The organism is Rhizobium sp. 9140 (assembly GCF_900067135.1).
GTDB lineage: Bacteria > Pseudomonadota > Alphaproteobacteria > Rhizobiales > Rhizobiaceae > Ferranicluibacter.
Genome location: NZ_FJUR01000002.1, coordinates 409,103 through 422,663, shown reverse-complemented (window position 1 = coordinate 422,663; position 13,561 = coordinate 409,103). Strand labels below are relative to the sequence as shown.

At 61.4% G+C, this 13,561-nt stretch carries 13 protein-coding genes; 2 read left to right on the top strand and 11 right to left on the bottom strand.

Features of this window, described 5'->3' with window-relative positions; genetic code table 11:
• Nucleotides 1-8: 8 nt before the first annotated feature.
• Genes GA0004734_RS19290 through GA0004734_RS19275 form a run of 4 tightly spaced genes read right to left on the bottom strand, consistent with a single transcriptional unit; the run spans nucleotide 9 to nucleotide 6,257 of the window.
• On the bottom strand, nucleotides 9-1,676 hold the full coding sequence (locus tag GA0004734_RS19290; RefSeq protein ID WP_092937055.1) for a methyl-accepting chemotaxis protein: 1,668 nt from the start codon (nucleotides 1,674-1,676) through the stop codon (nucleotides 9-11).
• Complete coding sequence (locus GA0004734_RS19285) at nucleotides 1,664-4,045, bottom strand: bifunctional diguanylate cyclase/phosphodiesterase (protein ID WP_092937053.1); 2,382 nt, start codon at nucleotides 4,043-4,045, stop codon at nucleotides 1,664-1,666. The genes GA0004734_RS19290 and GA0004734_RS19285 overlap by 13 nt, the downstream gene beginning before the upstream one ends.
• Before the next feature lie 50 nt (nucleotides 4,046-4,095).
• A complete protein-coding gene (locus tag GA0004734_RS19280) occupies nucleotides 4,096-5,832 on the bottom strand; it encodes a pilus assembly protein TadG-related protein (RefSeq protein ID WP_092937050.1) in 1,737 nt (578 codons plus the stop codon).
• Nucleotides 5,832-6,257 (bottom strand): TadE family protein, encoded by a 426-nt coding sequence (locus GA0004734_RS19275; protein WP_092937048.1) that lies wholly within the window; start codon nucleotides 6,255-6,257, stop codon nucleotides 5,832-5,834. Before GA0004734_RS19275 ends, GA0004734_RS19280 begins: the two co-directional genes overlap by 1 nt.
• Nucleotides 6,258-6,939: 682 nt before the next feature.
• Here GA0004734_RS19275 and GA0004734_RS19270 point away from each other — a divergent pair.
• Both GA0004734_RS19270 and dgoD read left to right on the top strand, forming a co-directional pair.
• On the top strand, nucleotides 6,940-7,710 hold the full coding sequence (locus tag GA0004734_RS19270) for a FadR/GntR family transcriptional regulator (RefSeq protein ID WP_092937046.1): 771 nt from the start codon (nucleotides 6,940-6,942) through the stop codon (nucleotides 7,708-7,710).
• 47 nt (nucleotides 7,711-7,757) lie between these two features.
• The gene (gene dgoD / locus GA0004734_RS19265) at nucleotides 7,758-8,906 is read left to right on the top strand and encodes a galactonate dehydratase (RefSeq protein ID WP_092937044.1); all 1,149 of its coding nucleotides are present in this window, start codon (nucleotides 7,758-7,760) and stop codon (nucleotides 8,904-8,906) included.
• Nucleotides 8,907-9,016: 110 nt separating this feature from the next.
• Here the strand turns inward: dgoD and GA0004734_RS19260 are convergent, their stop codons facing one another.
• From GA0004734_RS19260 to GA0004734_RS26705, 7 genes are all read right to left on the bottom strand, one after another.
• On the bottom strand, nucleotides 9,017-9,466 hold the full coding sequence (locus GA0004734_RS19260) for a flavin reductase (RefSeq protein ID WP_245292596.1): 450 nt from the start codon (nucleotides 9,464-9,466) through the stop codon (nucleotides 9,017-9,019).
• A gap of 77 nt (nucleotides 9,467-9,543) precedes the next feature.
• Entirely contained in the window at nucleotides 9,544-10,344 is an 801-nt protein-coding gene (gene rutD / locus GA0004734_RS19255; protein ID WP_092937040.1) for a pyrimidine utilization protein D, read from the bottom strand.
• Between the two features lie 50 nt (nucleotides 10,345-10,394).
• Nucleotides 10,395-10,778 carry a pyrimidine utilization protein C gene (gene rutC / locus GA0004734_RS19250; protein ID WP_092937038.1) on the bottom strand — a complete coding sequence of 128 codons (384 nt, stop codon included), beginning with the start codon at nucleotides 10,776-10,778 and terminating at the stop codon, nucleotides 10,395-10,397.
• 42 nt (nucleotides 10,779-10,820) lie between these two features.
• A complete protein-coding gene (rutB, locus tag GA0004734_RS19245) occupies nucleotides 10,821-11,561 on the bottom strand; it encodes a pyrimidine utilization protein B (protein WP_092937036.1) in 741 nt (246 codons plus the stop codon).
• Nucleotides 11,558-12,652, bottom strand: coding sequence for a pyrimidine utilization protein A (gene rutA / locus GA0004734_RS19240; RefSeq protein WP_092937034.1), 1,095 nt, complete (start codon nucleotides 12,650-12,652; stop codon nucleotides 11,558-11,560). The genes rutB and rutA overlap by 4 nt, the downstream gene beginning before the upstream one ends.
• Before the next feature lie 462 nt (nucleotides 12,653-13,114).
• The gene (locus GA0004734_RS26710) at nucleotides 13,115-13,240 is read right to left on the bottom strand and encodes a hypothetical protein (RefSeq protein ID WP_280949519.1); all 126 of its coding nucleotides are present in this window, start codon (nucleotides 13,238-13,240) and stop codon (nucleotides 13,115-13,117) included.
• 35 nt (nucleotides 13,241-13,275) lie between these two features.
• Entirely contained in the window at nucleotides 13,276-13,404 is a 129-nt protein-coding gene (locus GA0004734_RS26705; RefSeq protein WP_280949518.1) for a hypothetical protein, read from the bottom strand.
• Between the last annotated feature and the right edge of the window lie 157 nt (nucleotides 13,405-13,561).

Here is a 13,561-nt window from a genome sequence, read left to right as displayed (position 1 = left end):
ATCTGTTGTCAGGCGACGATGCGCAGCCGGATCTCGCGATAGGTGAAGGCGGAGAGGAGCTGCCGAAGAGCGGTCGTCTGCGCCGCCAGTTCCACGCTCGCAGCCGTGCTCTCCTCGGCCATCGCCGCATTCTGCTGCGTTGCCTGGTCCATGGCGTTGACCGCGATGTTGATCTCGCGCAGACCGCCGGCCTGCTCGCGTCCGGCCTGAACGATTGCCGCGATGTTGACGTCGATCCGGGTGACCTTGCCGACGATCTCCTCCAATGCGCGCCCGGTTTCGCCCACCAGCTCCACGCCGTTGCGCACGATCCCGTTCGAGGCGGCGATCAGGGCGCCGATCTCCTTGGCGGCCTGCGCCGAACGCTGTGCCAGCTCCCGGACCTCCTGAGCGACGACCGCAAAGCCGCGACCCGCGTCTCCGGCGCGTGCGGCTTCGATGCCAGCATTGAGCGCAAGCAGGTTCGTCTGAAACGCAATCTCGTCGATGACGCCAATGATGCCGGTGATCGATTGCGACGATGCCGCGATCTCGGCCATGGCCGATACGGCACGCTCGACCACGGCTCCCGACCGCTCGGCGCCGCTGCGAGTCTCGTTTACGAGACTGCCGGCCTCCTGCGCGCGGGCGCTGGTATCGTTGACGGTGGTGGTGATCTCCTCGAGCGCGGCTGCAGTTTCCTCCAGGCTCGCCGCATTCTGCTCCGTGCGACGCGATAGGCTCCCGGCGTTCTGACTGATCTCGCGGGAGCCGTCGGCGATGGCCGCCACGCTGATGCCGATATTTTCCATCGTGCTGCGGAGTTGTGCCAGTGTCGCGTTGAAGTGATGTCGCAGCTCTTCCATCGAGGGCACGAAGGGCCGGTCCAGAGTCGCGGTGAGATCGCCGTTCGACATCGCCTTCATGGCCGTGCCGATCTCGGCGATGGCGCTCATGCGCTCGGTCACGTCGGTAGCGAACTTCACCACCTTGCAGACCTTGCCGTTGGAATCGAGGATCGGGTTGTAGGCGGCCTGGATCCAGACCTCCTTGTCGCCCTTGCCGACGCGCACGAACTCGTTGGCGATGAACTCGCCACCCGCCAGCCGCGACCAGAAAGCCTTGTATTCCGGCGATGCGGCATAGTCCTTGCGGCAGAACAGGCTGTGATGCCGCCCGGTGATTTCGCTCAGCGCATACCCCAGCGTCTTGCAGAAATTATCGTTCGCCGTGATGATTTCGCCGGTTGGGTAAAATTCGATGACGGCTTGCGAGCGGGAAATGGCTTCCAGCTTTCCGGCATCCTCGATCGCCTTCTCTCGGGCAGCCGTGATATCGGCCGCGAATTTCACAACCTTGTAAGGCTTGCCACCCTTCATTACCGGATTGTAGGTAGCCTGAATCCAGATCTCGCGCCCACCCTTGCCGATTCGCTTGTAGGCGCCGGCATCGAACGTGCCTGCCGCCAGTCGCATCCAGAACGCGGTATAGTCCGCGGACGTGACCGTCTGGGGGTCGCAAAAGAGACTGTGATGCCTCCCGACGATCTCTTCGATCGTATAGCCGAGAGTTTGGCAGAAATTCTCGTTCGCGCTTAGGATGTTGCCTTCGAGGTCGAATTCGATAATCGCCTGTGATCTGGAAAGCGCATCCGAAATGTCGGATCCCCGTCCCGCGCCTTTGTTCAATCCAAACATGTGTTCCGCTCTTTTCTTGGCTTCGTTTTCTTCAGTTCGACGCGATGCTCCCGCGCGCCGGTGAATGTCTCAGGCCCCTTGTCCGGTTTGCCGAACAGATAGCCCTGGGCATGTGCGCAACCTTCGTCGACGATCATGCGGTACTGGGCTTGCGTCTCGATGCCCTCCGCGGTCACGGGAAGATTAAGGCTGCGGCCGAGGCTGACGACCGCGCGGACGATGGCGCGCGCATTGGCGTCGTGATCCATCTCGGCGATGAAGCTGCGGTCGATCTTCAGCCCGTCGAAAGGGAAGGACTGAAGGTTGCTCAGCGACGAGTAGCCCGTGCCGAAGTCGTCCATCACGACCTTCACGCCGAGCGCCTTGATCTGCCTGAGGATGTCGAGCGTTGCGACACGATCCTTAAGCAGCGCCGTTTCGGTGATTTCGAGTTCCAGCCGCGCAGGAGCAAGCCCCGTCGCATCGAGGACGCTGGCGATGGCGCCTGCAAGGTGGGGAAGGCGGAACTGAACGGCCGACATGTTGACCGCGACTTTCAGCGCAAGATCCCAGCCGGCAGCCTGCCGGCAGGCCTCGCGCAGCACCCATTCGCCGATCGAGAGGATGATGCCGCTTTCCTCCGCAATCGGAATGAAGACGTCCGGCGGTACATTCCCACGCACCGGGTGGGTCCAGCGCAGCAACGCCTCATAGCCGAGAATAGCCGCTTTATCGATCGACTGTATTGGCTGGAACAGGAGGTGCAGTTCGTTGCGCGAGATCGCCTGACGCAGTTCGCTTTCGAGCTGGCGCCGGTCGCGCCGCTCCTGATCCATCGCGAGATCGTAGAAGGCGTGCATGCCGCGCCCGCTCGCTTTCGCCCGGTAGAGCGCAACGTCGGCAGCTTGGGTCAGCGCGTCGGCGTCGGCGCCATCCTTCGGAAAAACGGCGATGCCGATGCTGACGCCGACGGCAGTCGGATCGAGCGAGATGTTCATGCGTTCGCGGAAGGTGGTGCGGATGCGAGCGGCCAGCGCCCCGGCACCCTCCGTATCGACGCCCTCCGCCGTCAGGATGACGAACTCGTCGCCGCCGATCCGCGCCACAGTGTCGCCACCGCGGCAACTGGCGCGCAGGATTCCAGCGACGTCGCGCAACACCCGGTCGCCCTCTGCATGTCCGAATAGATCGTTCACCGCCTTGAACCGATCGAGATCAAGCGCGAGCAGCGCGAAGGGCTTGCCCGTCAAAGCGGCACGCTCCAGCTGCAGCTGGAGACTTTCTTGGAAGATCGAGCGGTTTGTGAGGCCGGTCAGCATGTCGTGGCGCGCGAGATATTCCACCTTCTTCTGCACGGCGCGCCGCTCGGTCAGGTCGCGAACCGCGATGACCTCCGAAGGACGGCCGCCATATTCGATGGTGTGCACGGCGACCTCGAAGATGCGGGCATGATCGCCCGTGCGTGGCGATGCCTCGACGGCCGACCTGCGCGGCTGGTCGATTGGCTGACCGTCGATCGCAACCAGAAATTGATCCGCGCGCCGGCCGATAAGCTCGCCGTCTTCGCGATCGAGCAGCGCCGAGAACTTGGCGTTGACCTCAAGAATGATGCCGTCGCGCACGACGGCGAGGCCATCGAGCGTGGAGTTGGCAAAGCCTTTGAGATCGACGAGATGCCGGTCGATGACGACACCGATGGCGGATGAGACGAGGATCAGCAGCGTGACGCCGGTAATGGCGCTCGTCAGCCAGACATTATCCGCCATGTCGATGACGATTGCCGGCAGGGACGGGTCGGGCGTGATGATCGTTGCCGACATGGTGACGAAATGCAGCGTGCAGACGCCGAGGACTGAGCAGATCGCAGGGGCTGCGATCCGGAACGGACCGCGCAGCCGGGAAAAGAGCACGAGCGACAGGATAAACAGCGCGAACGCGACAACGGTACCAACGACGATCGGCGGCCATTCGAAGTCAAAATGCGCTTCTGCGCGAAGTCCTGCCATGCCGACGAAATGCATGGCGGCAACGGTGAGGGTGATGAGCCCGGCGGAGGCGACCATGGAGCTGGCGCCGAGAAAGCCTTGCCGGATGGACAGCCAGAAGCCGACGACGGCGATGGCGGCAGAGAGCGTCGTGAACATCAGGTCGAACCGCAGCGCGACCGTTCCCTCATAGGCCAGCATGGCGACGAAATGCGTGGCCCAGACGCTGAGACCGGCCGAGAAAGCCGCGACCAGCCGCCAGTTTCGGCGTCGGCTGGCGGTGCTCTCTTCCGCGCGCAGGAGCAGGTGGTGGAAGGCCAGCATGCCAAGAAGCGCAATCAGACCGGAGATGACCGTGATCGACCGGTCGTGCCGGTCCGTGACGCATTCGAGGACAGTGAACATGTGCACCAGTTTCCTTGGTCAAACTCAGAACGTCTTGGGTCTTGCCCCGGCTATTGAACGAGAACGGGATTTGCGCAGTCGACTTGAGTGACACGGACATCTGCTTCGCCGATGCGGACGCCGGCAACAGCGAGGATCCGTTCGAGAAGCGCATCGATGCTGGGTGTGACGACGCCCAGCGTCTTTGCCAGCGCAGCCTGCACCACCTTTTCCGTCATCAGGGAAAGCAGCGGCAGCCGGATCTCTGCTTCGAGATTGGCCAGAAGGGACTGGGTCAGCGACGTCAGGAGACCGCTCGACGAGACGTTCTTCGTTGTTCCCACCGCGATGTCTCCCGGCGTGAACGTCAGCTTCCTGATCTGCGTGCTACCGACATCGACGGACGCCAGCCCTTCGACCGTGAGCAGGCCGGAATCGACCAGCTTTGCCTTCGTCACCCGCGGTGACGATCCGAAATTCCTCAGCGCTGCCGCATCGACCTGGCCGATCGACACCTCCGCCACGCCCGGAACTGTGTCAATCGTAACAGTCGCATTGCTCGGCTTGCCGCCATGACACTGGATACTTGCAAGCTTCGCTTCGGCATGCGCGACCTCGATATAGAGGGGGAGACTGATCTTGATGCCGAGCAGGTCCGCCAGTCCCTCGATCTTGATGGCGAGAGCGACGCGAACTTGCGCGGTGCGAACGGCCTGCCCCGGTTCGCCGACGCGGTGAAGCGGCGTGCCGACTGGGGGCTCGCCGATGGCCAGTGCGAGATCGACCGAGCCAAGTCCGGGGAGATCGAGTATCGTATCGACCTTGACCAGCTCAGCGCCGTTGGCGAGGGCCGCGCTCGACTGGAGGAGATCAAGCACGCCAACCTTGATACCCAGCCCCGTGGGCGCATCGATGCGCAGATGCCCTTTGCTTCCGAGATCGATGAGCCGGGCGAGCGACAGGCGCTTGCCGCTTGCCGGCAGGGATTGCCGGATCTTCGAAACGAGCGTCGTCGTGCTGGACGGTAGACCGCCATAACGAAGGATCGCGGTCAGAAGCTGTGGCACGGTGATGTCGGTCGCGAGGATCTCGTCATAGGTCAGGGCCGTCAGGTTGAGGTCGGACGCAAGACCGCGCGTGAGCTGGAAGAGGTCGAGATCCGCCGTGGCCAAAGCGCGGTAATCGACAGCTTTGAGATCGAGTGTGGTGCCAAGGATCTTGCCGAGAATCGCGTTCAGCAATCCGCCTTCAAGGCTTGCGAGGCGCGACCCGATAGAGAAGGCAGCGGTCTTTGTCATGGCGGCCGTACCGACGGCCGACATGACGGGTGGGGTGGTGAACATCGAGGCGAAGAACAGCGTTCCCGGCTGCTCGATGGTGACGCGCACGGCATCGCTTGGTGCCACACCCGGTTGGAACCGCTGATCGGGGCTTAGCGCGGCACTGGCGATGTAGCGGCCTTTTTCGAGGGTCAAGCGACCGGTCGTGTCCGCTATGGCCGCTTCCGGAACGACAACACCACTCGGTCCCTTCAAACCCTGCGGCGTTTTCAGCACCAGGTTCAGACGGTTGTTCTCGATATGCGACAAGGCTGCCGCTTCCGCATGTGCCATATCGGAAGCGACTGCGATTGCGGTCAGATCCGCTGCGACCTGCATCTCCCGGCGTTCCAGCGTCAGGTGACCGTAATCGACACCGATGGCGAGCACGCTGATACAGGCGGGCAGGACGAGCGCCGTCATGATGGCGACGTTGCCGTCTTGACGGGATCGGAAGGCCTGCATCTTCCGGGTGAGGGGAATCGGCATTATGCACCTCCGATCCGGATCGTCGCGGAACGCGCGATGATGGTGTCCGGCAGGGCGAATGTCATCAGGTTCCAGATTGGCAGATCGCTGGCATCATAGGTGAGCTTGACGGTAAACTGATTGGGGCGAACCTTGTCGTCCTCAACCAAGACGTTGAGCTTCTTCTGATTGATGAGAGCGAACTCGCCCGGTTTCATCGCGCCGATATAAGCGGACGCCAAGGCATTGCGCTCGCTTGCCGAGAGGCCGGCAATAGCAGCGCGTGCGGTGTCGGCTGCGATCTGCTGGACGGAATGGGTTGCCCCGAGATAAAGGCCCCAAGCAACCATCGTAAACATAACGGCCAGAAAAAGCGGCGCGATGATGGCGAATTCGATCGCGGCGACGCCGGAGGCGTCACGCGTAAAACGTGACATGATCGACATCACGAGACCTCTAGTTTTGCTGTAAAGCCAAGCCCCCTTGGTTCTCCGTAAGGTTGCACTTAAAAACCTAATGGGAGGTTAATACGCACCTCCCGAATTCCTCATCCGTTTGGGTAAATTCTATCTGGGGTAATCGTCCTCCCGTGGCACTTACAACCCTTTATTTGGGGTAACCTGCGGCGGCCTCTACGTTAAAGGCATTTGCGCGTCGTCTTCAATTGACAGCGCTAATGCGCGTGTGTTTGCAAAGTGGTAAAGGGTTGTCATGCGCTGCAGTATCTGTTCTGCAAGTTTAGCGCGAATGCATATGGCTGCTGCAGTACGGCCACGCACCAACCGCAGAATCGTTCGGACGTCATTGCGTTAGGTATTGGTGACGAGAAAAAAATTTACGGGGACACGTAGAATCTATGCTCGAAGGCTAGCGGCGGCTGAGCGCAGATGTCGAGGAAAACGGCCAGGAGGATGACGAGTCCGCGGACGAGCGCTGCCAGCCGACAGTCAGCACAAACCTTTCATCATATCCGGAAATTTTATTGTATGATGATTGAGGATCTGATGTATCGTGTCTTCGGTATTGGTGATTTGCCGGGCCAGGCCGCTGGTCGGCCGATTACGTCACGCGCGCCACATCCGCTGGATTAGACTGTAAAGCCCGACGGGCAGAAAAAAGGAGGCGTTTATGAGAAGACCGCGTGAACGCATCATTCTGCTGCCTGCAACGGCCGGCAGCGACGTTTCGGTCAAGCGTCCGCGCGTGCAGAAGAACGTGACGCGCTCGCTCGCTTCCGACATCTGCGCCGATCTCTTCCCGCCGAACGGCATGCTGCCGACCGAGAACGAGCTCGGCATCCGCTATGGCGTCAGCCGGACCGTGATCCGGGAAACGCTGAAGGTCCTGGAATCCAAGGGTATGGTGCGGGGGCGCTCGCGGATTGGCACCCAGATCTGCCCGCGCGAAGAGTGGAATCTGCTCGATCGGCAGGTGCTGGAATGGATCGGCCCCCGGATCTTCGATCTCGACCTCCTCCAATCCATTCTGGAGGCGCGTCGCGCGACCGAGCCCTTCGCGGCGGAACTTGCCGCCGAGCGCGCCACGGTGCAGGAGATTGCGGAAATCGAGAGCGCCTGGCAGCGCATGCAGGAAGCCGAGGGCGATGTGGAAGCCTTCACGGCCGCTGATGTCGCCTTTCACACCAATCTCATGAAGGCCAGCCACAATCAGGTCTTCATGCAGCTTTCGAGCATCATCCAGGCAGCGCTCGAATTTGCCTTGCATGCCTCCAACGCGGCTGTTGACGCCCGGGGCGAAGCCGTGGATATCCACCGCGCGCTGATCGAGGCCCTGAGGGTGCGGGACAAGGCCGCCGCCCGGGACTGTTCGATGCGCATGCTGGACCTCGCGGCTCGCGATCTGGCAAAAGCGTTGCGAAGGCGCACGCCATCGTCTTGATCACCTTCTTTCCTTCCGAACCACCCGTCACTTCCGAGACAGATCCTATGAAAATCACGAAACTGACCACCTACATCGTGCCTCCGCGCTGGATGTTCCTGAAGATCGAGACCGATGAGGGCATTACCGGCTGGGGCGAACCCGTGGTTGAAGGCCGGGCGCTGACCGTGCAAGCGGCCGTCCACGAGCTCGAGGACTACCTGATCGGCAAGGACCCTTTCCTGATCGAGGATCATTGGAATGTGATGTATCGCGGCGGTTTCTACCGCGGCGGTGCCATTCACATGAGCGCGATTGCCGGCATCGATCAGGCACTGTGGGATATCAAGGGCAAAGCGCTCGGCCAGCCGATCCACTCGCTGCTCGGCGGGCAGGTTCGCGACAAGATCAAGGTCTATTCCTGGATCGGTGGCGATCGTCCGAGCGACGTCGCCAACAATGCGCGCGAGGTCGTCGCCCGTGGCTTCAAGGCCATCAAGCTGAACGGCTGCGAGGAGATGCAGATCGTCGATAGCTGGGACAAGGTCGAGCGCGCCGTCGAGACGATCGCCATCATCCGCGAGGCGATCGGCCCGCATGTCGGCATCGGTGTCGATTTCCATGGTCGCGTGCACCGGCCGATGGCCAAGGTGCTGGCCAAGGAGTTGCAGCCCTATAACCTGATGTTCATTGAGGAACCCGTGCTCTCGGAAAATCGCGAGGCGCTGAAGGAAATTGCCAATCATTGCTCGACGCCCATCGCGCTCGGCGAGCGGCTATATTCGCGTTGGGACTTCAAGCAGGTCCTGACCGACGGCTACGTCGACATCCTCCAGCCGGATCTTTCGCATGCCGGCGGCATTACCGAGTGCCGCAAGATCGCAGCGATGGCTGAGGCTTACGACGTGGCGCTGGCACCGCATTGCCCGCTCGGCCCTATCGCGCTCGCGGCCTGCCTGCAGGTAGACGCCGTCAGCTACAATGCCTTCATCCAGGAGCAGAGCCTCGGCATCCATTACAACACCGGCAATGATATCCTCGATTACATCTCCAACAAGGAGGTCTTCCACTACGAGGACGGCTTCGTTTCCATCCCGCAGGGTCCGGGCCTCGGCATCGAGGTGGACGAGGAATACGTGATCGCCCGCGCCGCCGAGGGCCATCGCTGGCGCAATCCGCTTTGGCGCCATTCTGACGGAAGCGTCGCCGAGTGGTAGGAGTCTAACGTGGCTTCCGGTCGATCAGACCGGAAGCCATATCCGGCCGTCTGAAATCCGGCATCCGGCCAGAGATTTTCGACGGTTCTGGTTTCCCGCTCGGGCAGCGATCAGCCGGAAACCGTATGATATGCCCGGTCGAAATAAAACAGCGCCTGTCCCTCCGCGCGGGTCGCGGTGGAGACGACGCGGCAAAAGAGCACGTCGTGTGTACCCTGCGAGACGGTGGCCTCGATCACGCAATCGAAAGACACCAGCGCGTCCTCCAGAGCTGGCGCGCCCGTCGTCAGAACAGACCAGTCGGCCGTGGCGAAACGTTCGGCCGCTGGTGTCTTGCCGCCGAAAAGCTGCGAGAGGGGTTGGTGACCGGAATTGAGCGTGTTGACGCAGAGCACCTTATTGGTCGTGACGGCCTCATACACAGAGGCCGAGCGGTTGAGGCAGACGAGCAGGGTCGGCGGATCGTCGGTCACGCTGCACACGGCGGTTGCTGCGAAGCCGGTGCGGCCACCCGGCCCGTCCGTCGTGATGATATTGACCGCGGCGCCGAGCTTCGCCATCGCGCCGCGGAACGCCGCGCGCCGCGTGTCGTTGTCCGAAATTTCCGAGAGATCTATTCGTTTGGAAACGGCAATGCTCATGATGCGGTAGCTTTCGTGTCATCAGGGCTTTTGAGAAACTGCAAGAGCCGTTGATTGAACGGGCCGGGATCGACCACGTTGACGGCGTGACCGCCGTGATCGACGAGATCCAGCACCGCGTTCGCAAGCCCTTCGACCAGCCGTTGCGACCGGGTCCAGGGAACAAGAAGATCGTCCTTCGTCGCCATCACCAGCGTTTCGTGACCGATCTCGGCAAGCCGGTCGTCGATGTCGAACGCACGCAGTGCTGCGATGCGGCGCAGGATGTTCGGCTTGCCCTGAAAATGCGCGATGCCATGGGCTTCGTCGGTGGCCATGCGCTCGGGGTTCTCCGCCATCCACACGGCAGGATAGAGAAACAGCGGTTGCGCCTTGATGAAGGCGGGAATGCCGGATTTCTCCAGAAGCTGGATGCGGATGTCGAAGCAGCGCCCCGAATGCGGATCGGCCTTGCTCCAGGCATTGACCAGCACGAGACGACCGATGCGGAGTGGCTGGCGGAGCGCGATATCGAGCCCGATGAGGCCGCCGAGCGCGTGACCGACGAAGTCGACCTGCTCTACATCCAGCGCGTCCAATATCTCCAACACATCATCCGCCATCGCGCGGATGCCGCCGCTCTCCGGCACGTCGCCGCCGGTGCGGCCCGTGCCCCTGTGATCATAAGTCACGACGCGGAAATCGGGTGAGAGTACCGATATCTGCTCTGCCCAGTAAGCGCCTGAGCCGCCGAGGCCGGAGGACAGCAGAACGGTGCGTGCGTCCGCATCCGTGCGGCCGTGAAGATCGAAATGCATGTGTCCGCCTTTGTCGGTATTCGGTCCGACGGTCGTGGATGCGACCTGTCTCAGCCGATATGGGCGATGGTCGCGATTTCAATCAGCGCGTCCGGCTTGACGAGACCGCACTGGATGCAGAATCGGGCCGGCTTGTCGCCCGGAAAATATTCCGCATAGACGGCATTAACGGCCTGGTAATTCGCCCAATCGGTGATGAAGATGTGATTCATCGTCACGTCGCCCATCGTGCCACCGGCCGTCTCGATCACCGACTTGATGGTCTCAAGCACGTGGCGGGTCTGCGCGCCGGCGTCGCCCACATGAACCACGTCGTTGTTCTTGTCGAAGGGCAGTGTGCCGGAGACATAGACCACGCCATCGGCGAGCGTGCCGGGAGAAAACGGGGCGATCGGCTTGTGTGTGCCTTCGGGAACGATGATGGACTTGGGCATGGTGTCTCCTTGATCGAAGTGGGACGCTGCGCGTTGCTGGGTTCAGGACTGATCGGGTGCGACCTGAGAGATCGCGCCGCAGAAATCGTTGACGGTGGATACCCACCCAAAGAACTTCTCGACATTGTAGACCGTCGCCTGCTGAATGAATTCCGGTCCGAGGTGATGCGTCGCATCCTCGAGCATGATGCCGAAATATTCGAGGTGGAAGGCGTCGCGCAACGAGCTTTCCACGCAGACATTGGTGGCGATGCCGACGAAAACGAGATTGCGGATGCCGCGGGCGCGCAGGACGCTGTCCATGTTCGTGTTGAAGAAGCCGCTATAGCGCGTCTTCGGCACAAGGATATCGCCCGGCTGCGGCTGCAGTTCATCGACGATCGCGTAGTCCCAAGTGCCCTTGGCGAGAAGCTGGCCCTGCAGTTCCGGCCGCGCGCGCATCGTTTTCAGTGCATTGGACTTGTGCCAGTTTGGCGATCCCGGGCCGCCGGCCTCGACATAGTCCTTGTCCCAGCCGTTCTGGAAGTAGACAACGAGCACGCCGGCCGCGCGGGCCGCATCCAGCGTCTTCTTGATGTTGGCGATCGTGCCCTTGGCGCCGGCGATGTCGAAACCGGCGAGATCGACATAGCCACCTTCGGTGGAATAGGCATTCTGCATATCCACGACGACCACAGCCGTTTCGTTCGGCTTGAGGCTGATCGGTTCGGGGCGGGCGGGAACGGTGACGCTCTGGACATGACGACGAGGCAGCTGGTAGCCGGCGGTTACGGTTTCGCTCATTGTGCAGCCTCCAAGGTCATCTTCTTTACGTGCTGGCGGCAGGCCATCAGCGGCTGGATGCGCGTTCCGAAATCCTCGACGCCTTTTAGGAAATCGTCGAACGTCAGCAGGACTCCGCCCGTGCCGGGCACCGTCGGCACTTCGTCGAGCAGCCGGGCGACCGTCTCGTAGGAGCCGACCAGCGTTCCCATGTTGATGTTTACGGCGGAGACCGGATCGGCCATCTGGCGGACGTTGGTGTCCGTGCCGGAGCGCGTGTCCGCCGCGCCCTGAATGCCGAGCCACTGGATCGCCTCCTGGTCGGCGCCGGCCTTGTAGTGTTCCCACTTGGCGCGGGCCGCTTCGTCGGTTTCGTCCGCGATGATCATGAACAGCACGAAGGACGAGACGTCGCGGCCGGTCTTCTCTGTCGCGGCGATCAGCCGTTCTGCGGCCGGCGCGAAAGCTTTCGGCGTGTTGACGCCGACGCCGAAGCAGAAATTATAGTCGGCATACGCGGCCGAGAAATCCATGCCGGCGGTGGAGGATCCGGCGCAGATGATCTTCATGTCGGCCTGGGGGCGAGGGGAGAGGCGGCAGTCGTCCATCTGGAAGAATTCGCCCTTCAGGTCGCTGGTGCCGGTTTCCCAAAGGTCCCGCAGAACGGTTGCATATTCTGCGAGATATTCGTAGCGCTTGGAGAAATATTCGTCGCCCGGCCACAGGCCCATCTGTGAATATTCCGGACGTTGCCAGCCGGTCACGAGGTTCAGACCGAAGCGGCCGTTGGAGATACTGTCGATGGTGGACGCCATTCGCGCCACGATAGCGGGCGGCATGACGAGGCTGGCGGCCGTCGCGAACAGCTTGATGCGGGTGGTGACGGCGGCAAGGCCAGCCATCAGCGTGAAGGATTCCAAGTTGTGATCCCAGAATTCCGTCTTGCCGCCGAAGCCGCGCAGCTTGATCATGGACAGCACGAAATCGAGGCCGTACTTCTCGGCCTTCAAGGTGATTTCCTTGTTCATCTCGAAGGTCGGCTTGTACTGCGGAGCGTTCTCCGAGAGCAGCCAGCCATTGTTGCCGATCGGAATGAAGATGCCAATTTCCACGGTGCGATCCCCTCTTTACCTGCCTGAACCCTGCCTCTCGGGCTCTGCTTTACGGCAAACCTGCACCGAAAAATTAAAATGCACCAGCGATAAATTTATCAAAAGGTCAAAAATTTACCGTCCGGTAAAAACATGCCGAACATCTCGGCGGTGTGCCAAAACTTTCATCCGCCAACGCATATTTCGTGGGCAATCCGGTAGATCCTGGGGAGGGGAAAGTGCACCTGCGGCGGGCGCGATTCGAGCATGGGTGCCGGGAGATGGCGACCTATCGCACCTGGCCGCGCGTCATGTCTGACGCAATCAATTCGCTATATCTGCTGCGTCATCTCAATCCGAGATCGATTGTAACTGCAGGAATGATGCAGGTGTTTCCACTCAGGTTGGTTTGCCGTTCAGAAGCTCGGAACGCGAACAGCCGTGCCGCTGCGGGTTGGCGCAGCCGGCACGAGCGGAAGCGTTTCAGCCCTTCTTGCCAGCAGCTGCGGCCTTGACCTGCGAACCGAGCGCAGGAGCGGGGGTTGCGGCTGCCTTTTCCTTCTTGGGCTTGCGGGTTTCCTTGTTACCGCGAACTTGACCTTTGGCCATGATGTCCTCCGAATGTGTTTGCGGGCTCAACTGGTCTACCAGACGAAGCCCATGAGCGTGCAGTAGGTGATGAAGATCAGCGATATAACGGGCGTTGCCTTCACGAGGAAGAGCGCCGTCTGTGAAGCGAAAGTCGGAACGAATGCCGTGGAATTGGAAGACATGATGTCCTCCTTTGCTTGGGGCCAGGGCTTCATCACCCCGAACGGCAGCGCCCGCATCATCTGCTGCCGATGGCGACACTTTGCGCCCATATCGCAGACTTGGCAATGGGTTGCGCACCTGTGCCGGCTTGCCAGACAGGCTTTGACTGCGCGGTTT